This window comes from Bacillus sp. JK74, assembly GCF_053663395.1.
This window is the reverse complement of record NZ_JBSJQB010000010.1, coordinates 28,815-55,288: the sequence shown is the minus strand read 5'-3', so window position 1 is coordinate 55,288 and position 26,474 is coordinate 28,815. Positions and strand designations below refer to the sequence as shown.

Here is a 26,474-nt window from a genome sequence, read left to right as displayed (position 1 = left end):
TTACTCACCCGTCCGCCGCTAACATCAGGGAGCAAGCTCCCATCTGTCCGCTCGACTTGCATGTATTAGGCACGCCGCCAGCGTTCGTCCTGAGCCAGGATCAAACTCTCCGATAAAGTAGTTTGACTGACTACGCACATTGCTGTGCGATTTATTTAAAACTTTGAATTAACAGGTGCGTTTTGTCTTGTTTAGTTTTCAAAGATCATTTTGTCTTTCGTTCAAGCGACTTTATTATTATATCTTATCAATCTCTTGAAGTCAACAACTTTTTTGAATTTCCTTTTTCGTCAGCGCCTTGTTTAGCGGCAACGAATAATAATATACCACCTCACAAATAATAGTGCAATAGTTTTTTAAAAGAAAATCAAAAAAGTTTTACGAGCGGCTTGTTTCTAAAAAAGCGCCGGACTGCGATAAGCAGAAACGGCGCCTTCCCTTTTATTAGCGTTGTCTCATTTGAGGGAATAATAAAACGTCTCTGATAGACGGAGCATTTGTTAACAGCATGACAAGGCGGTCGATACCGATACCCAATCCCCCGGTCGGCGGCATGCCGTATTCAAGAGCTTCAACGAAGTCTTCATCCATCATATGCGCTTCATCGTTTCCTTCTTCTCTTTCTTTTAATTGCGCTTCAAAGCGTTCCCTCTGGTCAATAGGGTCATTCAGCTCCGTAAACGCATTAGCGTGCTCACGGCCGACGATAAACAGCTCAAAACGGTCTGTAAAGCGAGGGTCCTCCGGATTTTTCTTAGCAAGAGGAGAAATCTCTACAGGGTGGCCGTAAATAAATGTAGGCTGAATGAGTGTTTCTTCAATTTTTTGTTCGAAGAATTCATTGATGATATGACCCACCGTCATTGAGTTTGTGATCTCGATACCATGCTCTTTTGCATGACCGCGCGCTTCTTCAACAGTCATCTCATTCCAGAAATCTACGCCTGTCGCTTCTTTGACCGCATCTACCATGTGGAGTCGTTTCCACTCAGGTTTCAGATCAATCTGCTCTTCGCCGTACTGGATTGTGGTGCTTCCAAGCACTTCCTGCGCAATATGTGCTACGAGGTTTTCCGTAAGACTCATAATATCTTTATAATCGGCGTACGCTTCATACAGCTCGATCATCGTGAATTCAGGGTTATGGCGTGTAGAAACACCTTCGTTACGGAACACGCGGCCGATTTCGTAGACTTTTTCCAATCCGCCGACAATCAGGCGTTTCAGGTGCAGTTCAATCGCAATACGCATATAAAGCGGCATGTCGAGCGCGTTATGGTGCGTGATGAACGGGCGTGCAGACGCTCCTCCCGGTATGCTGTGCATCGTAGGTGTTTCAACTTCTAAGTATCCATGGTCATCTAAGTACCTTCTCATCGCTTGGATGATTTTGCTGCGTGTGATAAACGTTTGTTTGCTGTCAGGGTTTACGATGAGATCGAGATAGCGCTGGCGGTAACGCTGTTCAACGTCTTTTAACCCATGATATTTATCAGGAAGAGGACGCAGTGCTTTTGTCAGCAGTTCAAAAGATGTCGCTTTGACAGAAAGCTCGCCTACGTTTGTTTTGAAAACTTTCCCCGTGATGCCGATAACGTCTCCGAGGTCTGAAGATTTAAAGATTTCATATTGTTCTTCGCCGACACTGTCTTTTCTTACGTAAATTTGAATTTGACCTTCTAAGTCCTGCAGATGCGCAAAGCCGGCTTTCCCTTTTCCGCGCTTTGTCATCATACGGCCTGCAATGGTCACTTCGATCGCTTTTTCTTCCAGTTCTTCTTTAGAAAGCTCCTGGTAGGCTTCTATGATCTGTTGAGATTGATGCGTTCTCTCGAAACGTTCGCCGAAAGGGTCAATGCCGTTTTCTCTCAGTTGGTTCATTTTATCTCGTCTGACTTGCAGCTGGTCGTTCAATTCCTCATGATTTTGCTCTTCTTGACTCATTGGTATCACTCCGTTACATTTTGATTTCACGAAAAAGCAGAAAAACTGCCAGCGGTAAGCTGGCAGTGAGCAGCAATAGAGGGTGTATTATTAACCTACTTTTGCATCTTGAAGCTCTTTTGCCTCTGCTTCGGCGGTAAATGCATCTAAAAGCTGCACAAATTCTTCACGCGTCTCACATTGGTTAATTTCATTGCGTACATTCGCATTGCCTCTGACACCTTTCAGATACCAGGCAGCGTGTTTTCTCATTTCTCTGACTGCCACATTTTCGCCTTTTAACTTAATCAGGCGGTCTAAGTGCAGTTTGCATACCGACATTTTTTCACGGACTTTCGGCTCGTCTTTTAACTCACCGGTTTCAAGGTACTGCACCGTACGGTAAATCATCCACGGGTTGCCGAGTGCGGCCCGGCCGATCATGACGCCGTCAACTCCTGTTTCCTCAAGCATGCGTTTCGCGTCCTGAGGCGTTTTGACATCACCGTTTCCGATGACGGGAATGGAGACGGATTGCTTCACTTCTTTAATGATATCCCAGTTCGCAGTGCCTTCATACATTTGCACTCTTGTGCGGCCGTGAAGGGCAACGGCTTTTCCGCCGGCACATTCAACGGCTTGGGCGTTTTTCACGGCATAAATGTGATCTTCGTCCCAACCCATTCTCATCTTCACTGTAACCGGCTTATCAACAGCATCTACTACTGCGGATACCATTTCATAAATCTTATCAGGATCGAGAAGCCATTTGGCGCCCGCATCACATTTTGTAATCTTTGGTACGGGACATCCCATGTTAATATCAATAATATCAGCAGTCGTGTTTTGATCTACAAACTTCGCCGCTTCCACAAGGGTTTCCTTTTTCCCTCCAAAAATCTGAAGGCTGAGCGGTTTTTCACGTTCATCAATGTAAAGCATCCCCATTGTTCTTGCGTTGTTGTAAAGAATCGCTTTGTCACTGACCATTTCAGCGCATACTAATCCGGCTCCGAATTCCTTTACAGTCAATCTGAACGCTGAGTTGCAGACACCGGCCATAGGGGCAAGCACAACCCGGTTTTTCAATTGAATATCACCGATTTTAAACATTTTTCCCCTCCTTTCATTTGTCTATTTTTCAGGCGGGGCCAATTCGTCCGCACTTATATTTAAAACATCTGCCGCATCTTGAATGATGGCATCTGACGGCAATCGGTTTCCGCGTTCAATTTCACCGACAATAGAAACTGATATACCTAATGCTTTTGCAAATCCTTCTTGAGTATAACCTTTCAGCTTTCTGAATGCACGAATTCGCCTACCCCAGATTTCTGCTTCCATACTCTTACACCTTCTTGGTTTGTTTCAGCGCTTATCGTGATATGATCCGCCTGCGGACATATTTCTTTTAACGGCGCAAGGACAAATAAGCGCTCATACATTCTCGGATGCGGAACAATCAGCCGCTCTGTTTCAATATTTTCACGATTATACAGCAAAATGTCAAGGTCTGCCGTCCGCGGTCCCCAGCGAATCTCTCTCGTTCTGCCTAATTCAGCTTCAATGCTCTGCGTTACATCTAGAAGTTCAAAAGGAGATAACGACGTTTTCACTTCAACCGCCATATTGAGAAACTGATCCTGATCCTCGTAACCGACGGGATCTGTTTCATATATAGAGGATACCTTTGACACCGTCACGCCATCATGCCGGCTGAGCATGGCCACTGCCTGGCGCAAATAATGTTCACGGTCGCCCATATTGGAACCGAGGCCGATATATGCCGTATTGTTCATGATTTCTTTCTCGTCATTTCTATGGCTACTGATTTATAATGGCCGGGAATCGGCGGGTCAGGCTTAACAACCTTTACCGTACATTGCTGCACCGGCTCAAATTTCTCAAGGACGGTGTCTGCGATCCGTTCCGCAAGGGTCTCGACCAAATTAACGGGCTCGCCCTCAACGATGCCGCGGCAGACACTGTACAATTCCGCATAGTTAATGGTATAAGAAAGATCATCCGTTTTTCCCGCTTTGCTCAAATCCAGTTCGGCAGTCAGGTCTACTTTGAAGCGCTGGCCGAGTTTGTTTTCTTCTTCGAACACGCCGTGATATCCGTAAAACTCCATACCTTCCACATATACTTTATCCATAATGTGCGCCTCCTTTGTTCAGCATAGCATCCATCATCTTAGTCATTCTTGCGATCTCTTTGACATCGTGCACCCTCACAATGTCGCAGCCTTTTTGGACGCCAAGGCATACTGTCGCTCCCGTTCCCTCGGCACGTTCTTCAGGGGGAAGGTCAAGCACACGGCCGATGAACCTTTTTCTCGATGTCGCCAGGAGCAGCGGATACCCTAACCCGCTGAACACCTCCAGCTTGTTCATGACAGCCAGATTGTCCTCATAGTTTTTCGCAAAGCCGATCCCCGGATCCAGAATCATATTTTCATCTGTGACACCGGCTTCTGCGGCAATTTTTACGCTTTCCATCAAGTCTGCAAGCATATCAGGAATAAGATCGTTATAGTTTCTTTCCATACGATTATGCATTAAGATAATCGGAACTCCGTGTGCGGCGGCTACTGACGCCATGTCAGGGTCACCTTTCGCCCCCCAGATGTCATTAAGGATAGAGGCTCCCGCTTTGACCGCTTCGTCTGCCACGGACGCTTTGTACGTATCGATTGAAAGCGGAATGTCCAGCTCGCTTGTGATCCGTTCTATGACGGGGATGACTCGTGACATTTCCTCATCAGCCGAAACGAGTGATGCGCCGGGCCTTGTCGATTCGCCGCCGATATCTATGATATGCGCCCCTTCTTCAGCCATCTTCGCCGCATGCAGAAGCGCCCTTTCCGTACTGTCGTATTTGCCGCCGTCAGAGAAGGAGTCTGGCGTTACATTTAATATCCCCATAACGAGCGTCTTCTCTTTATAGGACAGAGCGCCTTTTTTTGTATGAATCAGTTTAGGCTGTTCAATTGTTTGCTGCGCCATTTTGTTCCTCCTCCTGTACATTCATTTTGTTTATTTCCTGCTGATACTGCTTACGGAGCAATTGCACCGTTTTTCCGCTCATTCCGGGCAGCGGCACTTCCTCTATTTTAGAAAACGGGATGATTTCAAGCACGGAGTTTGTCAACCATGCTTCATCCGCTTCAAGCATTGATTGAAAACGGAATCGGCCTTCGGTGACTTCTGTCCCCTGCCGTTTCAATTCATCAATGACAAACTGTCTTGTTACACCGTCGAGAATTCCCGTATCCAAAGATGGCGTAAAGACCTTGTCTCCTTTTCGCCAAAACACGTTGGAGACAATGCCTTCCGCGACATCTCCTTCTCCGGTCAGGAAAATCCCTTCAAGATTGGGATCATTCCCGATCTCCCGTTTAGCGTACATGTTGTTTAAATAGTGATGGGATTTTAACCGGAAAGATCCTTCAGGCGTATTTCTCCGGACAGAGAGAAGCCTGCCTTCTTTTTGAACAGGCAGAGTTTCCGGATTGAGCCGGTTGACGAAACAAAGAACGGTCGGCTTTTCATAAGTCTGCGCGGCAAATCCCTTATCGCTGACGCCTGCCGAGATGTTAAGCCGGACACGCGCGCTGCCGTCCTTTATGTCATTGAGGAGCAACAGTCTCCGAAGCATATCAAGCAGCTCCTGTTTGTTCACCTCATATGCAATCTGCAGATCCCGAAGCGCCCTGTTGAGTCTGGCGACATGCGCATCCGGCAGAAACGGCCGGCCGCTGTAAAGCCTGAACGTTTCGAACGCGCCGATCCCGTACAGATAACCATGGTCAAAAGGAGAAAGCGCCGCTTCTTTCTCCTCTATATATTGACCATTCAAATATATAATCACACCGACACTTCCTTTTTGCGGTGTGTCTCTATAAAGTTTCTGAGCATCTCTTTGCCGAAGGAGGTCATGATGGATTCCGGATGGAACTGAACACCTTCAACAGGCAGCTCATTATGGCGGATTGCCATAATTTCTCCTTCTTTGGTTTGAGCGGATACCGTAAAACAATCCGGCAGCGTGTCCGCTTTGACAATAAGTGAATGGTACCGGGTGGCGACCAGCGGATTTTGCAGGCCTTTAAAAATCGTCTGGCCGTCATGCATAACTTCTGACGTTTTGCCGTGCATGAGCCGCTCTGCTCTGACGACATCGCCGCCGAATACTTGCGCAATCGACTGATGCCCGAGACATACGCCGAAAATAGGAATACTGCCGGCAAAATGTTTGATGGCTTCGAGGCTGATCCCCGCTTCATCAGGACTGCACGGTCCCGGAGAAATCATTAAGAAGTCCGGACCCAGCTCTTCAATCTGCTCAATCGTAATCTCGTCATTCCGTCTGACGATCAGTTCCTCCCCGAGCTCACCCAAATATTGAACCAAGTTGTACGTAAATGAATCATAATTGTCAATCATTAAAATCATCTCTGCTCACCTCATCTGATTTTTTGTCTCTTCTTCGCTCAGCTCTAACGCCTTTTTCATCGCAAAAGCTTTTTTGAACGATTCCTTGTATTCATGCTTCGGAACCGAATCAATAACCACTCCTGCTCCGGACTGCATAAAAGCATGTCCGCCGGCTGCATAGATCGTCCGGATCACAATGTTAAACTGCAAATCTCCGTTGAATCCGAACCAGCCTATAGATCCAGTATAAAGCCCCCGTCTTGTCGGCTCAAGCTCTTCTATAATTTCCATCGTTCTCACTTTGGGCGCTCCCGTGATGGTGCCCCCCGGGAACACCGCATGAATAATGTCTGTCGCGTCATATCCGTCCTGCAGCTCTCCCTGTACGTTTGACACGATATGCATGACGTGGGAATACTTTTCGATCGCCATAAACTCGTTAACCCGCACGGAACCGTAGCGCGATACGCGCCCGAGGTCATTACGCTCAAGATCAACAAGCATGACGTGTTCCGCACGTTCTTTTTCGTTGTGAATTAATTCATCAGCCAAAGCCTTGTCTTCAGCATCGTCTTTTCCTCTTGAACGCGTACCCGCGATCGGTCTCGTTTCAAGCTTCTTCCCCTTCTTTGTCACCAATAGCTCCGGCGACCCGCATATCACTTGAAACCCCGGTGTCTCGAGATAGGCCATGTAAGGAGACGGATTGACGTTTCTCAAGTGTTTATACACCTCATACGGATGAACGGATAAAGACTGAGACTGCCTGATGGACAAATTAACCTGGAACACATCGCCGCTCGCGATATATTGTTTAATTTGTTCTACAGCCTGTGAAAATCCTTCCTCAGTGAACGGAGCGGCGTACGATCCGTCCCCATTCCGATTCAGCGGTGAAAAAGGCTCGTCCGCCGTTTGGAGGGAACACCACATGTCCTCTAAGCCGGACAGCTTTTCTTCCGCAAGATCCGCTTCTTCCGCTTCAGTATGGGTAATGAGCCATAACGCCTCTTCCTCATGGTCATAAACGGCCACATCATCAAAAACAAGAAAGTAAATATCGGGTGTTTCCAGATCATCTAACGACAGCATCTTAAAATTCTCAATATATCGGGCATAGTCGTAACTGATAAAACCAATCGCACCGCCCTGAAAGTCCGGAAACTCAACGTTTGTTTCCGTTCCGAGCGTTCCAAACCATTCATGAAAGGCCCGCAGCGGGTCACCTTCTTTAAACAGTGTTTCTCCCTCATGCTTGATCGTTGTAATTCCGTCTTTCCCTCTGACGGACGCAATCGGATCTAGACCGGCTATACTGAATCTTCCCCCTCTCGCGCTTTCGAGCAGAACATGCCGTTTTCTCGATTTCGAAAGGTTTTCATATCGCTGTAAAAATGCTTGTTTCGTAAAAGGTATTTTTCTTCCTGCCGGTCTGCGTTGTGCCATCATATCAATCCTCTGCTTCGTTTTACTGTAGTTTTATTTTAAAGCAATCATACTGGTGAAAAAAGTGAATTTCACTTCCAACCATAAAATTCGAAACGTTTTTTGGATTTTCGATACTTCAGGCACAAAAAAACTCCCGGATACAGCCGGGAGCCGTGTGTATGTCTCTATTCAAACTGATAAAGCGGTGTGCTTAAGTAACGTTCTCCGTTACTAGGGATGATCGCAAGCACTTTCTTGCCTTTCCCGAGTTTTTTCGCGATTTCCAGCGCCGCGTAAATGGCCGCTCCGGAAGAAATACCGCCGAGAATCCCTTCTTCTTTTGCCGTTTTACGGGCATATTCAAATGCATCCTCATTTTTGACGGGAATGATTTGATCATAGATGTCCGTATTCAATGTTTCAGGGACAAATCCCGCTCCGATACCCTGAATTTTATGCGGGCCCGGTTTTCCGCCGGAAAGAACTGGAGAATCCGCCGGCTCTACCGCATAGATTTTGATGGATGGATATGCTTCTTTCAGCACTTCGCCCGCTCCCGTGATGGTTCCGCCGGTACCGATTCCGGCCACGAACGCATCAAGCTGGTCGTCACCAAACTGTTCTACGATTTCTTTCCCCGTCGTTTGACGGTGAATTTCCGGGTTTGCCGCATTGTTGAATTGCTGAGGCACAAAGTATCCGTTTTCCTCCGCAAGTTCTTCCGCCTTTTTAATGGCGCCCTTCATTCCTTCTGCGCCGGGAGTCAGCACAAGCTCCGCTCCGTATGCGCGCAGCAGATTGCGTCGTTCCATACTCATTGTATCAGGCATAACGAGAATGGCTCTGAGACCTTTAGCCGCTGCCACCATCGCAAGACCGATCCCTGTATTTCCGCTTGTCGGTTCAATGATTGTGTCGCCGGCTTTTAATTTTCCTTCTTTTTCAGCCGCTTCAATCATCGCCGCTCCGATACGGTCTTTTACGCTGCTGCCCGGATTCATGTATTCAAGCTTCAGATATACATCTGCACTGTTTTCATCCGTCAGGCGATTCAATTTCACAATAGGAGTATTTCCGATTAGTTCAGTAATAGAATTTGCAATACGCACCATGTTGGACACCTCAATTTCCGACTAAATTTATTGGTATTATAAATATAAGTTATCAATTTCAAAATTTTTTGTCAATCATTTAGTTCTTTTTTCCCCGTAGAACCAAGAGACCCCCGCCTCTTTCCACAGCGTTTTGACTGTCGCCTTGTCACCTAATTGATCCATCGCGATCTGGCGTCTGATTTGGCTCTTCACTTCATTGTATGAGAAAGTTCTCGCTTTAAGCTTTTCTTTCAGCTGAATGACGGCATATCCTGAAGAAACTTTAATCGGTTCAGCGGACCACTCATCTTCTTTGAGATGTTTAGCTTCTGTGATATATGCCTGCGGGATATTTTCCTGGTTTTCTGTCACAAAGCCGAGGTCTCCGCCATACTGAGACGTGTATCTGTCCGTGGAACGCTCAGCGGCGACGGCTTCAAAGCCGGAACCGCCTTTCAAATCAGCAAGCACCCTGTCCGCCTCTTCCTTGTTTTTGACGACAATGTGCCGGATTCTGTAGGAATCATCGAAATGGTACAGTTCTTTATTTTTATTATAAAATGATTGCATTTCCTTATCCGATATATCGATGTCCTTCGTCAGCAGTTCTTCAAGAAGAATGTTGTAGCGGATCTGGTCTCTCCATTCTTTTTCGGTAATATGGCTGTCTTCATAAAATGAATTATTCACCGCTTTGATTAAAAGAAATTCACGTTCCAATTCGGTGTTTGAAACTGTGAGTTTATTCTTTTTCGCAAGTTCTTCCACTACTTGTGCATTAATCATGTCTTCCAGAGTTGATTTTCCGTACTCGTCTTCCATCTTTTTCATCCAGTCCTGCCGTGTGATATGTTTATCACCGATTGCCGCGATGGATTCTTCAGATGACCCCGCGGCTTGGGATTTTGTTAACTTATACGCCACTGCCACACTGCATACCAACAGCGCCGCTACAATAATCGTCAAAAGTGTTCTCGATTTCAAAATCTACCCCATCCCTTTTATAAAATAGAACAACCCGCTAAAGAGCTAGCGGGTTGTTTCGTCACGAAGCTCTTCCAGTTCTTCTTTTGTAAATAAATATTTCTCATTACAAAAATGGCAAACCGCTTCGGCTTTTCCGTCTTCTTCTATCATATCTTGTATTTCTTTTTTGCCTAGTCCTAAAATGGCCGTTTCGAATCGATCTTTTGAACAAGAACAGTGAAATTTGACCGGCATTGTTTCGAGAACGTCCGGTTTTTGACCCAGAACTTCTTCTAAGATTTCTTCCGGTGCCAGGCCTTTTTGAATCAATTTTGAAATCGGTTCGATTTGAGATAATTGCTTTTCAATTGTTGAAATGGTTTCTTCATCAGTCCCCGGAAGAAGCTGAATGATGAACCCGCCCGCAGCGAGAATCGTGTTATCAGGATTTACTAGAACACCTACGCCGACAGATGAAGGGACTTGTTCAGAAGAAACAAGGTAATACGTGAAGTCATCACCGAGTTCACCCGAGACAATCTCTACTTGTCCCGTAAAATAATCACGCAAGCCCAAATCTTTTACGACACTGAGTGTTCCGTCAGTTCCGACCGCCCGTCTGACATCCAGTTTCCCTTGTTCATTGAGGTCAAAATGAACGTGCGGGTTTGATACGTATGCTCTTACCTCACCCTTTGCGTTCGCATCTGCGACAATGGCTCCGATCGGGCCGCCGCCTTCTATTTTGACTGTCAGCTTATCTTCACCCTTAAGCATCGCTCCGAGTATCAGAGACGCTGTCATCGTCCGGCCGATTGCGGCTGATGCCGTCGGCCACGTGTCATGCCTTCTTTGCGCTTCATTTACCATATCTGTCGTTCTGGCTGCATAAGCCCGCACTTTACCATCATATGCAATTGCTTTAATTAAATAATCCATCGTTTACCTCCTATACGTGACCCACGCGATTTCGCTCATAAATGATTTCCAGCCCTTTTAAAGTAAGAAACGGGTCAACAATATCAATACAGTCTGATTCATTTGCGATTAATGACGCAAGCCCGCCTGTCGCAATGACTTTCGGTTCTTGTTTGGCCTGCCATTTCATCCGCTTTACAATGCCTTCAACTTGTCCGACATAGCCGAAAAGGATGCCGGACTGCATGGCGCTTACCGTGTTTTTGCCGATGATATTGTCCGGTCGGGCGATTTCAATTCTCGGAAGCTTGGCCGCGCGTGAGTACAGCGCTTCCGTTGAAATTGTAATGCCGGGAGCAATTGCGCCGCCCATATATTGTTTGTTTTCATCAATGTAGCAATACGTCGTCGCCGTTCCGAAATCAACAACAATTAAGGGGCCGCCATACTGATGAATCGCCGCAACGGCATTGACGATTCTGTCAGCTCCCACTTCTTTCGGATTGTCATATTTTATATTTAAACCTGTTTTCATTCCCGGGCCGACAACCTGCGGCTCGATGTGAAAGTATTTTGTGCACATTCTTTCTAAAGAGAACATAATCGGCGGCACTACGGATGAGATGATAATCCCTTCAATCTGTTCAAACATCAGTCCGGAATGTTCAAATAAGGAGCGGAGCAGCATGCCGAATTCGTCTTCTGTTTTGTGCCTGCTCGTTTCTATGCGCCAATGATATTCTAATTCCCCATCATGATATACACCAATCACGGTGTTGGTGTTCCCCACATCTATAACCAGTAACAACCTCTATCACCACTTTTGAATAGTTTCTAATCATAACATTTTCAACATTCTACAATACCATACACGATCTGCGGCTCTTTTGTAAACAAAACGAAACCAGTAAAAAAACCGCCGGTATACGCCGGCGGTTTTCATATCAGAAAGCGAACTATTCTTTCGGCTCGTCTTTCTTTTCGTCTTCTGTTTTAGACAGGATGTTTACTTTCACATCGTCTTTTTGAAGATGGTCATCTGAGAAATTGCGCTCAGGGAGTTTTCCGTGATCCACGAGATGCTTGATTTGTTCCGCATCTAATGTTTCCACATCAAGCAATGTCTGAGCAATCAATTCAAGCTTATCGCGATTTTCAGTCAGGATGGTTTTCGCACGCTCATAACATTCTTTAATGATGCGCTGAATTTCCTGATCGATTTCGTAAGCGATCTGATCACTGTAGTTTTGCTCGTTGTTGAAATCCCGGCCCAGGAATACTTGACCGCCTTGAGATTGACCGAACTGAAGCGGTCCGAGTTTTTCTGACATACCGAACTCTGTCACCATTCTTCTGGCAATGTTCGTTGCCCGCTGGAAGTCATTGTGAGCCCCCGTGCTGACTTCGCCGAAGATAATTTCCTCCGCAACACGTCCGCCCAGAAGACCGACAATTTTATCGAGAAGTTCAGGTTTTGTCTGGAAGTAACGGTCTTCTCTCGGAAGCATGACCGCGTATCCGCCCGCCTGCCCCCTCGGAACGATCGTTACTTTATGAACCATATCGGCTTCATCCAGCACAAGTCCGATAACGGTGTGACCGCCCTCGTGGTACGCCACGATATTGCGTTCTTTTTTCGAGATGACACGGCTCTTCTTCGCAGGACCCGCAATGACACGGTCCGTTGCTTCATCAATGTCGCGCATATCAATTTTCTTCTTGTTTTGACGGGCAGCAACGAGTGCCGCTTCGTTAAGAAGGTTTTCTAAATCTGCGCCTGAGAAACCGGGTGTTCTTGAAGCGATTGCTTTTAAGTTCACCGTCTCATCAAGCGGTTTGTTTCTCGCATGCACCTGCAATACGGCTTCACGGCCGATGACATCCGGACGGTCTACCGTAATCTGACGGTCAAAACGTCCCGGACGGAGCAATGCAGGGTCAAGAATGTCCGCACGGTTTGTCGCAGCGATAATAATGATTCCTTCATTCGCACTGAAACCGTCCATCTCAACAAGCAGCTGGTTCAGCGTCTGTTCGCGTTCATCATGCCCGCCTCCAAGACCGGCGCCGCGCTGTCGTCCTACCGCGTCGATCTCATCAATAAAGATCAGGCAAGGCGCATTCTTTTTCGCATTTTCGAATAAATCACGCACACGGGAAGCACCGACACCGACAAACATTTCAACGAAGTCAGATCCGCTGATGCTGAAGAAAGGAACGCCCGCTTCACCGGCTGAGGCTCTCGCAAGCAATGTCTTACCGGTTCCCGGAGGTCCGACCAGCAGCACGCCTTTAGGGATTCTGGCGCCAAGCTCGGCGAATTTGCGGGGATCTTTCAGAAACTCAACAACCTCAACGAGCTCCTGCTTCTCCTCATCCGCGCCGGCTACATCTTTAAACTTCACGCGTTTCTTTTCTTCCGTATACAGCTTCGCTTTGCTCTTTCCGAAGTTCATGACACGACTTCCGCCGCCCTGAGCCTGATTGAGCAGGAAGAAAAACAGAATAAAGATGATGACAAACGGAATGATCGTCGTTAAGAACGTCACCCACCCGCTTGTTTCCTGTGCGGGATCAACTTTTACGTCCGTCTTTTTAATTGCGTCAAATATCTGGTCTGCTCCTTTTCCTTCAGGAACATGTGTTAAAAAGTACTGGTCTTTATCGTATTTTTTCAGCTGTCCTTTTACCTCATAAACACCTCTGACAGGCTGAACCGATACGCTATCAACTTTCCCTTCATCGAGGTTCTTGATAAACGTACTGTACGACATATTTTCTGTTTTCGGGTTTGAGGTCTGGAAGTAACTCACAACCCCGATTACTACTAATAAAATAAGTAAATAAAAAATGGTATTACGGAAGACCCGATTCATTCCTTACCTCCTCCCACAGTAAGCACAACTATGTTCAATAGTACCATAGAAAATCATTCCAATACAACCGATAACCATCTCGGAAGCAGGCAGCCGATCAGCTTTCATAAATCGCCGGTTTTAATACTCCGATGTAAGGCAGATTGCGATAGCGCTCGGCATAATCAAGTCCGTAACCCACAACAAACGCGTCAGGAACTTCAAAGCCTACGAAGTCTGCTTTAATGTCCGCTTTTCTTCCGCTTGGTTTATCCAACAGGGTAACAATCTTAATTGATTTCGCTTTACGATATCGGAAGAGTTCTACGAGATAGCTCAAGGTTAACCCACTGTCGATAATATCTTCAATGATTAAGATGTCCCGGCCTTCTACAGATGTATCCAAATCTTTGATGATTTTGACTTCTCCGGAAGAAACCGTGGAATTTCCGTAGCTTGATACATCCATGAAGTCCATTTCCAAATATGTATCAATATGCTTTATAAGATCAGCCATAAAAGGGAGCGCTCCCTTTAACACACCGATTGCCAACGGAAACGTGTCGCTGTACTCGCTTGTTAATTGTTCTCCAAGCTGTTTTACTTTCTGCTGGATCTCATCTTCTGAGATCAGCACTTTTTCGATATCCTGTTTCATGTTAATGCTTGCCCCCTACACTTTTCATGCTGTCTATATTGTAATACAATGCGGTCACTGTTTGAAATCACAAGATCGTCAAAGATGGATTTTTTCAAGCCAGGCAGCCAGATAATTTCACCGCTCGCATCCGTTACAATCGGCCATTCGTCCCGATCCCGCAGAGGCAGTTTATGATCAATAAATATATCTTTTACCTTTTTCGAGCCATTCATCCCTTTAAGTTTAATCCGGTCGCCGATTTTTCTCGTCCGGATTGTTAAAGGAAATTGCACCTTATTTCTGCTTGTCATAAAAACAGCATTCCCATTTTTGATATGAGGGTCAGCCTGATCGGCCACCTCTATCATAAAGCCGTTGGGGAGAACAGCAGTCTCGCCTTCCGCTCCTTGCAGCTGCAGCTCAAAGGGAACCTTTTCACATTGCCATTGTTCAAATGTAAACAAACATGTCTGATATGATTTGACCACCTTCAGCCCTTTCGGAAAATCAAGCACTCCCGAGGCGCTTCCATTTTCCGCCCATTCCAGAAACTGCTGTATGTGGCGGGCGGAAAACGACGATGGAACGTTTTCATAAAGATAGTTTAATATTAGTTGAACTCCTCTTCTTTGTAAAGGTATCGGAAGGGCAAGCAATTGAGAGGAATCGACTTCAACCGATGTGTCAGACTTGCTTGTAATAACCTTATTCATTCGTTCTTTCGTTAATGACTGCAAGTATTGTTCGTCTTCTGTCAGTGCTTCACTCACCTTTTGAAACATTTTATGAACGTCAGGTGATTCTTGTTTTAAAAAAGGAAGCACGGTCTTTCTGAATCTGTTTCTTGTATAATCGTCTTTTGCATTGCTCTCATCCGTTCTGTAGCTGAGCCCTTCTTGACGGCAGTATTCTAGGATTTCATCCTTTGCCGCATAGAGGAAAGGCCTGATCAGCCAGCCGGATGCAAATTCGCGGACGGGCTGCATTCCCGCGAGCCCTGCGCCGAGCGTACCTTTCGCAAGCCTCATGAGCATTGTCTCAACCTGGTCATCGCCGTGATGAGCCAGCGCCAAAAACTTCGCTTGGTGTTTTGCCATCAGATCTTCGAAAAACTGATATCTGCAATCACGCGCGGCAGCCTGCTTGTTCAGCTTATTCTTTTTTGCGTATGCAGAAACATCAATCTGTACCGTTTCGCAGAGGATGTGTTCCGCTTCGCAATATGACTGCACAAACTTCATATCTTCTTCAGATTCAGGACCCCTGAACTGATGGTCGACATGCGCCGCTATGATAACGGAAGAATGCCCGAAGTGCTTATTCAGCATACTGAGAAGCGCCATTGAATCAGGGCCTCCGGAGACGCCGGCAATAATCGTTTCTCCCTCCGCCTGAAGATGATATGTTTTGAAAAAATCTTCCACGCTTTTCACAATGTCCCCCTCACAATGAGCAGGTTTTTTAAAGATATACATATCCTATCACTTTCATTCCCTCCAAGCAAAGAAGAAGCATGAGCGCAGGCGTCCGGCCGGCATTAGATGAGAAAAAAGACGATGTAAGCGAAATAAAGGGCGAGAACGCTGATTAAAATAAGTGTTGTTTCAAATAAACCATTGTGCTTTGCGGGTTTTTGTTTAGGTTTATACCGCGTTTGAGATACAGCGCCCGGCCGCGGTTTTGATTGCGGCGGCTTAGGCTTGGCGGCGGCTTTCCTTTTACTCCCGGCGCTCTGCCCTGCCGTCAGGATGTCATGCTTCATGGCTTCCGCAGACGGATATTGGCCGTTTAAAGCAGAAAACAGAACCTTCTTATACTTATTCAGAAACGGGTGGCCTTCAATGATAGAACGAAGCTGTTCTTTCGGCTGTCCTGACTTTTTGCACTCTTTCTTCTGGACACAGTGGATCATGATCATTGCGACAGCAAACAGGTCGTAGGATGGTTCTGCTTTTCTTGTTCCATACCCCCAATAGCCCCTGTCGTAAAACTCCGTATACTCTTTAATCGCGCGGCCTTGTTTTGTCGTTCCCCCTACATCAATACAGCGAATGGCAGCCGGTGGTCCGGTTACAATGAGATTTTCCGGTTTGAGGTCGCCAAAAACCCACCCTTGCTGATGAAGGACTGACAGGCTGGAAAGAAGCTGCACCATCAGCACCGGAATCCACTCCGCTCCCTTACTGCTGATATATTGCGGAAGAAGCGGCCCTTCTATGTACTCCATCACGTAAAAAGAGACATTTTTATTCAGCTGCGGAATAAACGCATCGTCCGCATCAAAAAAAGAAGGCCCCATCGTTTGCGACCGGGCCTTTGAAAAGGATTTTAAGACATTCACTTCAGAGGTAACAGACATACTGTCGCTGCTTATTTTCAAAGCGACCTGTCCGCCTGATGCTTCTGCCAGATATACAATACCGTTAGCCCCTTTTCCAAGCTGTTTGAGCAATCTGTAGGATTTGCCGTTCCATTTGCCCTGAATTGCCGTCCCCGGTGCCAGACTACATGCCAAACTCGTTAAAGCGTCGTTCATCATCTGCCAACATGCTCCTTCTTGAGCGGATTCTCTCAAACTGCTGCGTCGCTTCCCGGATAGCGGGGCCCGTAGGGGTGATACCGCCGGTCGACAGCTTCGCAAAGAGTGCAGAAAGGGATTCAAGCTTCGGCGTCCAATTCAGCACAAGCTCAACCTCCTGGCTTTTCCCGGGAAATATACACATGGCAAATTCATTTTGTCCGGCCCGGGAATTTAAACTGATGGAAAGATCGATCAGCGCTTCTTTCACCGTCGGCAGTTTCGGCGCCATACTCGCACTCGTATCAACCAGCACAAGCACCTGCAGATGAACTGTTTCTCCGAGTTCATCAACCACTTCCATCACTTCGCCGCGTTTTTCCGGAGAAAGCTCTTCCATTTCAACGTTTTTCCCTAAGATTTGTTTAAGCTCTTGATTGACGACACCTTGCAGCGTCTGGGTCATTGCTTTTTTCGTTACCATTTGAACCGTCTGAGACAATTGTGACGCGTACACAACTTGATGGACGCCGCCTCCGGCCATGGCGATGCCTTCAACTTCCTTCATTGCCTCTTGGTCAATCGCATTTTCTTCCATAATCCCTATAACATTCACCGTAATCCCCTGCTCCTTGGCGAAAGCCGCCATTGCAATCGGGTCTTCACCATGATTGGAGCAGCCATCTGTAATCAGCAGAACTTGATTTAAATGTCCCTTATTCACATACATTCCTCCCGGTGATACGATTAGTCCCATCTTCGCCAGAAGGAAAGTGATTTATACGAAAGGATTAAGAAATCTCCTTTTTATTTTGGAATACCGCCGGCACCGGTATGGAAGCCCATTTCGGCGTGTTGTGATCAATCCGGACAACAACCACCGTCATATCGTCTTCGATTTGGCCGGAACGCGTTCTGATGACCTCTTCCATTAATATATCAGCGATTTCCTGCGGATCTTCGGTTTTCAGCCCTTTCATTTTCCGTTTCATCCACAGGTCATGGTTTTCAACGTGCTTCGGTCCTTCAAAAATACCGTCACTCATCATGACGAGCAGATCTCCCGCTTTTAACTGTTCACTTACAACCTCCACATCAAATTCATTGATGATACCGATCGGCAGATTGCTGGCCTGCACTTTTATGACTTGATCTCCCCGCTTGATAAAACTCGGCGTTGAACCGACCTTCAAGAATTTGCAGCTTGCATCCTGAAGATCAATGATAGAAAGATCGAGAGTTGAGTAGATTTCATCTGTCGTCCGTAAAGACAGAATACTGTTGATCGTTTTGATCGCTATTTTTTCATCAATACCTGATTCGAGAATTTTTTCGAGCAGCTTAATCGTTTCGTTGCTCTCATAATGGGCCCTCGCCCCATTGCCCATGCCGTCACTGATCGCGGCCGCATACTTTCTCGCCCCCAGTTCCATCATGCTGTAGCTGTCGCCGGAGACAAGACCGCCGCCTTTTGCCGCATGAGCTGCGCCTGTCGATACCCGGTACGATTTGGTCGAACCGAACGCAACATGGCTGTAGCCATTCGGATGAGCCGAGTGCTGTTCGCTTTTGACAAGTATCTGCTCCTCAAGAATGTCAGACAGCATCGGGGCGATGATTTTCTCACTCTCGCCGTGTCCTCCGCTGAACGGGATTGTCATTTCGATATCAATATTGCCCTGCTCCAAGCTGTATATCTCGACATGCTGAATCTCGATTCCGAAATGCTGAAGCGCCTCTATCATTTGTTCTTCCTGAATAAAATGCTGCTCCCTCTCCCGTTTTATTTCCCGAGAAAAGTCCGCCATGACCTCAGAAACCCCCAACAGCTGCTCGGCAACAAGCCTCCTGCTGTCCTGAACTTTTCTCTTCAGTGTCAGATGAGCGTGATGGTGGGCAAGTTCGTCCTCAATCAGCTCTTCCACCTGTCTGGATTTGGAACAGTGCTGTTGAAACTCTTTTTTCAATCTGCGGTTTGAGGCATACTGCTTTTCTTCTGTTTCATGCATAACTTGTTTCATTAAGTCATATGTTTTATCAAAGTTTTGAACCCAGCATTTGCTTTTCTTATAGCAGGATTGGCAGGAATGCTCGGTGATTTTGCTTAAAAAGAGATCCACTTCCCCTTCTTCCGCCTGCTCATCGGAAGACGTCTGATGAAAGGTGGCGAAGCTCTCCGACAAGGCATGAAACACATTGGAGAACTGGTCTACTTTCTGGGCGGTGACATCTCTGATTTTCCTCGCATACTGCTGCTGTTCCTGACTGTGCTCAGCAGTGCCCGGTATGTATCGCGCCACCTTTTTCGTAATCGATTGGGGCGTAATCAAAAACAAAACAACGGCAATCAAAGATTCATAAAGAGTGGTCATTAATCCGGCAGACCCTTCTCCATATAATGAAATCAGCAGTGAGCCGATCACCAATCCGACTGCGGCGCCGGCTTTCTTTCCTTCTTTCAGCAGCCCGCCAAGAAGCCCGGAAAACGCAAGCAGACTCATTTGATAGAGATTCCCGATATTCGCAAGCCCGAGGATCAGTCCGGTCACAACACCGACCGTACAGCCGATGCTTGCCCCGCCGACAAAGGAAAAACTCAGCACGACATAGCGGGCCAGGATATGCTCAGCCTGCATTCCCTGAAATGAAACACCGGCAAGCCCGGTTAAAACAGATGCGATCAAGATCATAAAACAGATGATTTCTTCTATTTTTAACGATTGCTTCACTTTTTTGATCGTGAAAATCGGCAGGCTTTGTAAAAAGATCAGCGTCAAAATAAAGGCCAGGCCCGCCTCGACAACAGCCATCACATAATCATAGGTTGTAAAAGCGCCGCTTTCAAAATAAACAAATCCGATTCTCGCGGCAGCCATTGAGAAAAACACCACGATCGGCAGCATCTTCACCCGGTCCTGCACGATATATGTACCGATTTTTGAAAATAGAGTGAAGACGGCCAAAGCTGTGAGAATCAATAAAGAGTGTTTCGGCGAAATGGTTAAAGCGCCCGCAAGCAAAGACAGACAAGCATAGAAGGCTTTATCTCTTCTGATCAAAAGCATCGCTCCGAAAAACGGCAGTGCAAACGGAAGAACCTCAGATAATATGAAAGCCCGTCCAAGTAAAAAACCGATCACGACATAAATGAAACCCTTATAGAAAAAAAGTGAATGCGCTTGATGGACTGTAAGCTTTGCCGCCTTTTCAAAAAACGATTGCAGTTTTTCCAGAGCTTGTCCCGCCATCGGCCCGTTCACTCTTCTTTCCGCTTTTTCCATTGCTCTCATCCCCCACCTGTTTTATTCGTTGCTTGTCATTATAAATGAAAGCCCAGATAGGATTTTGTCAAAAGAAGGTAACAATTCCAAAGAACTCTTCGACGCTTTCTCCCTTGTTCCCCTTTCCTTTCGTATTTCCTCCGACATTTCTCAAAAAGTTGTCTAAATATGAAAAAATCGGCTTCTGCAACAGAAGCCGATTCGCTTGATGACCCGTACGGGATTCGAACCCGTGTTACCGCCGTGAAAGGGCGGTGTCTTAACCGCTTGACCAACGGGCCAGATATATATGGTAGCGGCGGAGGGGATCGAACCCCCGACCTCACGGGTATGAACCGTACGCTCTAGCCAGCTGAGCTACACCGCCATATAGGTGCTTATAAGCACAAGTTATATAATACAAAGGTTTCTTCATTCCGTCAACAGAAACTTCAAAGTTTTAATTTTCTGACTATAAAGGCGCATACAAAAAAAGCACCCGCTGGGATAGACGGATGCTCCATGTATTTATAGAAAGCAGCAAGTTATCCTCTTCTTGCTCCGCGCCCTCCACGTTTTGATTCCGTGTTTCGTTTTAAAGATGATAAGCGGTCTTCGCTATCTTTAAGAAACTTGTTCATTTTCTGTTCAAAAGATTCTTTCGGACGGAAATCATTTCTAGGTCTGGCTTGCGGACGGTCTTTAGCTTTTTTAATTGATAAACCAATTTTCCCGTCTTTTTCAACGTTGATGACTTTCACTTCAACTTGATCGCCGACTTTTAAATGCTCGTTAATGTCTTTTACATAATTATCGGCTACCTCACTGATATGAACGAGACCGGTTGAGCCTCCAGGCAATTCAACAAATGCTCCGAAATTTGTAATACCTGTTATTTTCCCTTGCAACTTGCTGCCAACTTCAATCGACATAAAAAAAGTGCTCCTCCTTAGGCTTATAAAAAGATCGTTTGTTTAATTATACCTAAATAAAAATTTAAGTGTCAACAAGGCTACTTGCTCTTCTTTTCTACATTAAAGAGAATCTCACCATTTCCTGACATAAACAAGTCTCTTCTGGCAAGCTCTGTGACGTAATCCTCATCCTTTAATTTGGAAATTTCATCTTTTAAATCAGCCTGTTTCGCATCCAATTCTTTTACTTGTTTTTCCAGCTGAGCCTTTTTTTCTTCGTTTGCGCTAAGGGAAGAGGTCTGTGACCACAGAGAACCCGCTAAGACAATAGCCGTCAACAACACAAGGGCGCCGAATACGATCAACCGTCTGAAAAGCCCTTTCCGCCTTCTTTTCATAAGCTGGGATTGCCGTTCAACCTGCTCTTTATAGTCGTTTTGAATTTCAGTTATTGTACGTTCTCTAGATAGATTCAAACCAGACGGTCCTCCTTTCACCTTTTCAAAATACGTATCATGGTCGATCTGATTGTTATGATTAGTTTCTTGCTCTTTTGTAAAAATCCTGCACTTTTTTGAAAATATCGTTTGAAAGTAAGACGCCACTTTTCAGGAAGAAGTTTCAATAATTGTTTCAACAGGAAAAACAGCGGATACAGCAAAAACGCTACGATCTTAAAAAGACACTTCGCAAAAAAGGCACTCACCCGATAGGAGTATAAAGAAATAACCGTGATCAGCCCGATGAGCAGCTTAAAGAGCAGAAGCACCGGACGGAACAGCACGTGCTGAATGAGCTTTTTTGCGAATTGGTAAAGAGACACCGCAAGATGAATGGCAAATTTCAGTATTTTTATATACATTCGTTTAAACAGGCTTTGGTACGTCGCAATACCCAGTAAGACAGCCAAGAAAATGTATACCCTGAGTTCTCCTTCATTCACGTTGAGCAGCACATAGAAAAACAGCAGACCTTGTACAATCCAAAAGAGAATGTCATGAATGAATAACAGCCATCTGGCCGTTTTGGCGCGGCTGACAAACAGCCTGTATGTATCAAGCGACGCTCCGAGCCAGGCGCCCATACCGGTCATTGCCAGCATCGTATAAAATTGGGTCGTCAGCGTCATTTAAACAACTTGCTAAAAAACCCTTTAGCTTTATCCCCTTGCTGCTCGTCTAGATATACAAGGTCAAACACCCTGCCTTTTATAGATACAATCCCTTTTTCCACATCAAGGTTTTTCATCTGCAGGTTCTCGCCTCTGACGGAAAGCATTCCCATAACCGTTTCCAGCAAAAACTCTTCGTTATCAAAACTTTCCACATGCTTGACGCCCGAAATGTCTAAATGCTTTCTCCCTTTCATCGTTACATCATGCTGTTCCGGAACAGAAGAAGAACCTTTTTGCTCATAATATGAATTCATCTATTCAGCCCCCATATCCTCGATACTTTTAGCATTATTACTGCATTGTATGAGGCGGGAGCCTTGTTTAGAACAAGCCTATTCGCCGAGTTTTTCTTCTTTGACGATTGTATACATGCCCGCGGCTTCTTCTTTTTTCGTTGTTTCTTTCAATTCATTTACCTTCACGGTGACAAGCTTCTGCCCGAAGCGGACCTTCAGTTCATCACCGGCTTTTACGTCTGAGCTGGCTTTCGCCTGATTCCCGTTAACGGTGATTCTCCCTTGATCGGCGACCTCTTTCGCCAATGTGCGGCGTTTAATTAATCTGGATACTTTTAAAAACTTATCAAGTCTCATATCAGAATCTCCTCTCCATTTCTTTTGCTTCATCCCACAATTTGTCCATTTCCTCAAGTGACATTGCGGTCAATTCAAGGCCCTTTGCTGCCGCTTCTTTCTCAATATAAGCAAAGCGTCTGCGGAATTTGTCATTTGTCATGGCGAGCGCTTCCTCAGGCTCAATTTTATAGTATCGGCCGATATTGACCAATGCAAATAAAACATCGCCGAATTCAGCTTTTAAGCTGATTTCATCTGCTGATTCGGCGGAAGCCTCTGCAGAAAATTCCTTCAGCTCTTCATTTACTTTATCCCATATGTCCTGAACGTTATCCCAGTCAAAGCCGGTTTTTGCGGCTTTTTTCTGAAGCTTGGCGGCTTTCGCAAGAGAAGGCAGGGTTTTCGGTACGGCATCCAGCAATGAAGAGGATGTTGTTTGCTTTTCCGCCTTTTTGATTTCTTCCCAGTTGGCGACGACATCATGTTCATCCTGAACCTTAACATCCTTAAACACATGCGGGTGCCGTCTGACCATCTTCGCACTGATGTCTCTGATGACATCATCAATTGAGAAATACCCCTCGTCTTCTCCGATCTGGGCGTGCAGCATAACCTGAAGCATGACGTCCCCGAGTTCTTCTATCATGTGATCCGTGTCCTCTTCGTCAATGGCCTCAAGCAGTTCGTAGCATTCCTCAATCATATATTTCTTTAATGACTGGTGTGTCTGCTTTTGATCCCACGGACAGCCGTTCGGCCCGCGAAGCTCGCGAATAATACTTCGGAATGCAGAAAATTCCTGGTAAAGGAGTTCTTCTTTTTTAATCGGCGGAACATACACGCTTGTTAAGTTATTTATTTCTACATTGCGGTCAAGTTCAAACAAAGGCACCTTGGTCATCTTTTCTCCCTGGCTCCCGGCTGCCGTAACGATGACCACTTCATAGTCGTCAGGCAATTTCTCCATGAGCGTCAGCTTCACCTCAGAGGCCGTCATTTGGTCATAAACCTGGCAGATGATCAGGTGATGGCGGAGTTCGAGCTCATCCGGCGTCATTGTTTGCGCATCCGTAAATTGAAACCCTTCAATCGGATCAATTCGCAATGCATTAAAAGTGGCATCCAGAAAGCTTTGCCCTCCGGCAGTATGAACAGCTATCTGTTGTTCTTCCCGGCGTTCAAATAACAGCTGAACGGTTTTCTCAGCGACAAACGGATGCCCGGGTACAGCGTAGACGACATCTTCTTGCTTCGCTTTTTCAAACAGAATGTCCGTGATCTCTTCATAGACTGCTTCAAACTGATCATGTTTTTCATAAATATCATCAAAATACCGGATGTCCGCTTCCGTCTCTTGCTCTAATTCCGAAATCAAAGGGTGGTCTTTCGTTCTTATATATAAATGCTTCGCCTGAGTCAGCAGCTTATGTACGCCCACTGTCAACTGATCCATGTCTCCGGCGCCGAGGCCGACGACCGTAATATTACCTGCCATGTTTTTCTCTCCTCTTTTTCAATTTGCTTAAAGCACTGCCAAAAGGAAGGCCGCTCAGCTCTTCGTCCGTGAAAATCTTCATTCTTATCATACAATAAATAAACAATAGCCCTCCGATGATTGACGCAGACAGACTCTCACATACAGCTCCGACCCTGCTGACAGGAACAAATAACTGCCAAAGCTTCATATATACGAGCAAAAAGAAGACCATCAGCAGACTGCACCAGCACAGACGGGCAATCACGCCTCCGATATTCGTCAGCCATCCCTTCGACCAAATTCTCCGGAGATTCAGGCACGCAACTGCGGCAAATGCCAAGACGGTCGCCAGTGCCGCTCCTGTAATACCCCAGCCGGGGACCAGCCAAACATTCAGCACCCATTTCAGCGCCCCTCCCGCCAAAACGGATACGGCGGGGAAAACCGTATGTCCCGCTCCTTGCAGAATCGCGGCTGCCGTAAGCGCAATTGAGGCAAAAAAGATAGATAAGCTGAATATTTGTAAGGTCTGCGTCCCCTCACTGTTTTGGAAAAGCATGATATTCACCGGTTCTAAAATGCAAAAAAGCCCGGCCGATGCGCCGATCCCTACCGCAAGGCAGAGCTTGACGGCTGATGTCGCTTTCTCTTTTATGATAAACGGCTTGTTCCCATGCACCGCTTTTGAAATGGAAGGAACAAGAGATGCGGCGATACTGACGGCAAACACGGTTCCCAGCTGAAGGAGCGGCTGTCCGCGGTCATATATGCCTTTCAGCTGTTTCGCGGCATGGCTCTCCGTCCCGTCTGAAAGCAGTGAATATAAGTTCAAGGCGTCTACAAGCTGAATCAAAAGCATGAGTACACTGCTGATACAGATGGTGACTGAATAAAGCAGCAGCTTTTTTACAATGACGGCCGTTTTGATATGTCCGCCGTCTTTCTTTGTTTCTTCCCGCTTATACCAGAAAACAGCCAATACACAAAGGGCCGCAAAGCTCCCGGCTATTGATCCCGAGACCGCCCCCGCACCCGCCGCGTATAATGAACGGCCGCTTTTCAAAAGCCAGAAGGATAAACCGAGAAGCACCGCCACCCGAAGAAACTGTTCCGTAATCTGGGATAAGGCTGACGGCATCATATCATGCACGCCTTGGAAATACCCCCGGATAACCGCCGTAAACGGAAACAGTATGAAAGCGAACGCCGCGACCCTTATCAGCATCACAAGGCGGGCGTCACCCATAAAACCGGCCAACGGCGCCGCGCCGGCATACATGAGCGCAAACAGAACAAGTCCGGCCGCCGTGACATAAAGGGCGGAAATTTTCATTATTTTTTGTTTATGATCGCTATAATCGTTCATTAATTTTGAGATGATCACCGGAAAACCGGATGTTGACAGCATGACCGCGATCCCTAAAAACGGATACACCTGCTGATAAATGTAAAATCCGACGTCACCGACAATATTCTGAAAAGGAACCCTGTACACGGCGCTTAATATCTTCGTCACGATACCCGCAACGACGAGCACAAAAGCACCTTTCCATGCCGATTGCCGCTTGGCGCCAACTGAATCGTTCATCCAAAAGCTCCTTCCAGCCGCTAGAAAATTACGTCTATAAAACGAGCTTATTATATCACAATCCTAACGGCCGAACCGATAGAGAGCACATATGAATATGAAAAAGAACAGCACTTGTATAAGAGCTGCTCTTTCTCCGTTTCTTATTTCAATAATGGTAATAAGACCTACTGCTCCATTTGTCTCGCCAAAAAACTGGCTGCCGTTTCTACCGCTTTATGTTCTACCTCTCCAAGCGCCTGTTCCTTGGAAAAGATGACCACGGCACCGATAGGATCGCCATTTGCCACGATCGGAGCGATTGTATAGGAGCTCATATCTTCATCAACGTCATTCACAAGCTGCGCGGACTTTACGTCGTTTTCTACCACTGAGCTACGCTGATCCATCGTTTTTTCGAGCAAATCGCTGATGGATTTGTTCAGAAATTCTTTTTTCGAACTGCCCGAAACGGCAATATACGCGTCACGGTCGCAAATCAAGACGGAATGGCCGAGACTGTCATACAATGCATCTGCATATTCTTTCGCAAAATCGCCAAGCTCACTGATAGGAGAATATTTTTTCAATATAACTTCTCCGTCGCGGTCAACGAATATTTCAAGCGGGTCTCCTTCCCTGATCCGCAGTGTTCTCCGAATTTCTTTAGGAATGACGACCCGTCCTAGATCATCAATACGACGTACGATACCTGTAGCTTTCATC

27 protein-coding genes, 2 tRNA genes and 1 rRNA gene are annotated in these 26,474 nt (G+C 46.2%); all 30 read right to left on the bottom strand.

Translation table 11 applies throughout. The features are described from left to right. A 16S ribosomal RNA gene (locus ACWJJ5_RS19070) occupies nt 1-116 on the bottom strand; the annotation flags it as partial. Nucleotides 117-444: 328 nt separating this feature from the next. Then, the gene (gene lysS, locus ACWJJ5_RS19065) at nt 445-1,944 is read right to left on the bottom strand and encodes a lysine--tRNA ligase (protein WP_014304211.1); all 1,500 of its coding nucleotides are present in this window, start codon (nt 1,942-1,944) and stop codon (nt 445-447) included. 90 nt (nt 1,945-2,034) lie between these two features. Then, the gene (gene dusB, locus ACWJJ5_RS19060) at nt 2,035-3,036 is read right to left on the bottom strand and encodes a tRNA dihydrouridine synthase DusB (protein ID WP_069448496.1); all 1,002 of its coding nucleotides are present in this window, start codon (nt 3,034-3,036) and stop codon (nt 2,035-2,037) included. Nucleotides 3,037-3,057: 21 nt separating this feature from the next. After that, complete coding sequence (locus ACWJJ5_RS19055; protein WP_003150668.1) at nt 3,058-3,267, bottom strand: helix-turn-helix domain-containing protein; 210 nt, start codon at nt 3,265-3,267, stop codon at nt 3,058-3,060. Further along, nucleotides 3,219-3,722: a 2-amino-4-hydroxy-6-hydroxymethyldihydropteridine diphosphokinase gene (folK, locus tag ACWJJ5_RS19050; RefSeq protein WP_070081270.1), complete on the bottom strand. Its 504-nt coding sequence runs from the start codon at nt 3,720-3,722 to the stop codon at nt 3,219-3,221. The genes ACWJJ5_RS19055 and folK overlap by 49 nt, the downstream gene beginning before the upstream one ends. Beyond that, nucleotides 3,719-4,081 (bottom strand): dihydroneopterin aldolase, encoded by a 363-nt coding sequence (gene folB / locus ACWJJ5_RS19045; protein ID WP_003150671.1) that lies wholly within the window; start codon nt 4,079-4,081, stop codon nt 3,719-3,721. Before folB ends, folK begins: the two co-directional genes overlap by 4 nt. Then, nucleotides 4,074-4,931, bottom strand: coding sequence for a dihydropteroate synthase (gene folP / locus ACWJJ5_RS19040; RefSeq protein WP_003150672.1), 858 nt, complete (start codon nt 4,929-4,931; stop codon nt 4,074-4,076). Before folP ends, folB begins: the two co-directional genes overlap by 8 nt. After that, nucleotides 4,912-5,796: an aminodeoxychorismate lyase gene (pabC, locus tag ACWJJ5_RS19035; RefSeq protein WP_025854072.1), complete on the bottom strand. Its 885-nt coding sequence runs from the start codon at nt 5,794-5,796 to the stop codon at nt 4,912-4,914. The genes folP and pabC overlap by 20 nt, the downstream gene beginning before the upstream one ends. Then, nucleotides 5,793-6,380 carry an aminodeoxychorismate/anthranilate synthase component II gene (gene pabA / locus ACWJJ5_RS19030; RefSeq protein WP_146275992.1) on the bottom strand — a complete coding sequence of 196 codons (588 nt, stop codon included), beginning with the start codon at nt 6,378-6,380 and terminating at the stop codon, nt 5,793-5,795. The genes pabC and pabA overlap by 4 nt, the downstream gene beginning before the upstream one ends. Before the next feature lie 6 nt (nt 6,381-6,386). Beyond that, the gene (gene pabB, locus ACWJJ5_RS19025; protein ID WP_128574746.1) at nt 6,387-7,808 is read right to left on the bottom strand and encodes an aminodeoxychorismate synthase, component I; all 1,422 of its coding nucleotides are present in this window, start codon (nt 7,806-7,808) and stop codon (nt 6,387-6,389) included. Between the two features lie 167 nt (nt 7,809-7,975). Beyond that, nucleotides 7,976-8,902, bottom strand: coding sequence for a cysteine synthase A (gene cysK / locus ACWJJ5_RS19020; protein WP_032872203.1), 927 nt, complete (start codon nt 8,900-8,902; stop codon nt 7,976-7,978). A gap of 75 nt (nt 8,903-8,977) precedes the next feature. Further along, on the bottom strand, nt 8,978-9,868 hold the full coding sequence (locus ACWJJ5_RS19015; RefSeq protein ID WP_454022615.1) for a peptidyl-prolyl cis-trans isomerase: 891 nt from the start codon (nt 9,866-9,868) through the stop codon (nt 8,978-8,980). 45 nt (nt 9,869-9,913) lie between these two features. Next, nucleotides 9,914-10,789: an Hsp33 family molecular chaperone HslO gene (hslO, locus tag ACWJJ5_RS19010; RefSeq protein WP_070081268.1), complete on the bottom strand. Its 876-nt coding sequence runs from the start codon at nt 10,787-10,789 to the stop codon at nt 9,914-9,916. A 10-nt stretch (nt 10,790-10,799) separates the two neighbouring features. Further along, nucleotides 10,800-11,576, bottom strand: coding sequence for a type III pantothenate kinase (locus ACWJJ5_RS19005; protein ID WP_025650393.1), 777 nt, complete (start codon nt 11,574-11,576; stop codon nt 10,800-10,802). A gap of 148 nt (nt 11,577-11,724) precedes the next feature. Continuing rightward, entirely contained in the window at nt 11,725-13,644 is a 1,920-nt protein-coding gene (ftsH, locus tag ACWJJ5_RS19000; RefSeq protein ID WP_004264608.1) for an ATP-dependent zinc metalloprotease FtsH, read from the bottom strand. A 97-nt stretch (nt 13,645-13,741) separates the two neighbouring features. Beyond that, nucleotides 13,742-14,281, bottom strand: a complete 540-nt coding sequence (hpt, locus tag ACWJJ5_RS18995; RefSeq protein WP_004264611.1) for a hypoxanthine phosphoribosyltransferase — start codon at nt 14,279-14,281, stop codon at nt 13,742-13,744. Continuing rightward, nucleotides 14,278-15,696: a tRNA lysidine(34) synthetase TilS gene (gene tilS, locus ACWJJ5_RS18990; protein WP_025650391.1), complete on the bottom strand. Its 1,419-nt coding sequence runs from the start codon at nt 15,694-15,696 to the stop codon at nt 14,278-14,280. The genes hpt and tilS overlap by 4 nt, the downstream gene beginning before the upstream one ends. Nucleotides 15,697-15,800: 104 nt before the next feature. Continuing rightward, nucleotides 15,801-16,802: a protein kinase domain-containing protein gene (locus tag ACWJJ5_RS18985; protein ID WP_077721692.1), complete on the bottom strand. Its 1,002-nt coding sequence runs from the start codon at nt 16,800-16,802 to the stop codon at nt 15,801-15,803. Next, nucleotides 16,768-17,505, bottom strand: a complete 738-nt coding sequence (locus tag ACWJJ5_RS18980; RefSeq protein ID WP_004264624.1) for a vWA domain-containing protein — start codon at nt 17,503-17,505, stop codon at nt 16,768-16,770. Before ACWJJ5_RS18980 ends, ACWJJ5_RS18985 begins: the two co-directional genes overlap by 35 nt. Nucleotides 17,506-17,572: 67 nt before the next feature. After that, the gene (spoIIE, locus tag ACWJJ5_RS18975; RefSeq protein ID WP_454022614.1) at nt 17,573-20,062 is read right to left on the bottom strand and encodes a stage II sporulation protein E; all 2,490 of its coding nucleotides are present in this window, start codon (nt 20,060-20,062) and stop codon (nt 17,573-17,575) included. 209 nt (nt 20,063-20,271) lie between these two features. Then, nucleotides 20,272-20,343, bottom strand: a tRNA-Glu gene (locus ACWJJ5_RS18970). 9 nt (nt 20,344-20,352) lie between these two features. Then, nucleotides 20,353-20,429, bottom strand: a tRNA-Met gene (locus ACWJJ5_RS18965). Between the two features lie 157 nt (nt 20,430-20,586). Beyond that, nucleotides 20,587-20,973 carry a S1 domain-containing RNA-binding protein gene (locus ACWJJ5_RS18960; protein ID WP_004264630.1) on the bottom strand — a complete coding sequence of 129 codons (387 nt, stop codon included), beginning with the start codon at nt 20,971-20,973 and terminating at the stop codon, nt 20,587-20,589. A gap of 80 nt (nt 20,974-21,053) precedes the next feature. Continuing rightward, on the bottom strand, nt 21,054-21,431 hold the full coding sequence (gene divIC / locus ACWJJ5_RS18955) for a cell division protein DivIC (protein WP_016936533.1): 378 nt from the start codon (nt 21,429-21,431) through the stop codon (nt 21,054-21,056). 17 nt (nt 21,432-21,448) lie between these two features. After that, the gene (gene yabQ / locus ACWJJ5_RS18950; protein ID WP_004264635.1) at nt 21,449-22,084 is read right to left on the bottom strand and encodes a spore cortex biosynthesis protein YabQ; all 636 of its coding nucleotides are present in this window, start codon (nt 22,082-22,084) and stop codon (nt 21,449-21,451) included. Next, nucleotides 22,081-22,383: a sporulation protein YabP gene (yabP, locus tag ACWJJ5_RS18945; protein WP_004264638.1), complete on the bottom strand. Its 303-nt coding sequence runs from the start codon at nt 22,381-22,383 to the stop codon at nt 22,081-22,083. The genes yabQ and yabP overlap by 4 nt, the downstream gene beginning before the upstream one ends. Nucleotides 22,384-22,461: 78 nt before the next feature. After that, nucleotides 22,462-22,722 (bottom strand): RNA-binding S4 domain-containing protein, encoded by a 261-nt coding sequence (locus ACWJJ5_RS18940; protein WP_004264639.1) that lies wholly within the window; start codon nt 22,720-22,722, stop codon nt 22,462-22,464. A 1-nt stretch (nt 22,723) separates the two neighbouring features. Beyond that, nucleotides 22,724-24,199, bottom strand: a complete 1,476-nt coding sequence (locus tag ACWJJ5_RS18935) for a bifunctional methyltransferase/pyrophosphohydrolase YabN (protein WP_077721690.1) — start codon at nt 24,197-24,199, stop codon at nt 22,724-22,726. After that, the gene (locus ACWJJ5_RS18930; protein WP_176283085.1) at nt 24,189-25,769 is read right to left on the bottom strand and encodes a putative polysaccharide biosynthesis protein; all 1,581 of its coding nucleotides are present in this window, start codon (nt 25,767-25,769) and stop codon (nt 24,189-24,191) included. Before ACWJJ5_RS18930 ends, ACWJJ5_RS18935 begins: the two co-directional genes overlap by 11 nt. 167 nt (nt 25,770-25,936) lie before the next feature. Next, a complete protein-coding gene (gene spoVT, locus ACWJJ5_RS18925) occupies nt 25,937-26,473 on the bottom strand; it encodes a stage V sporulation protein T (RefSeq protein WP_015416660.1) in 537 nt (178 codons plus the stop codon). Nucleotide 26,474 lies beyond the last annotated feature (1 nt).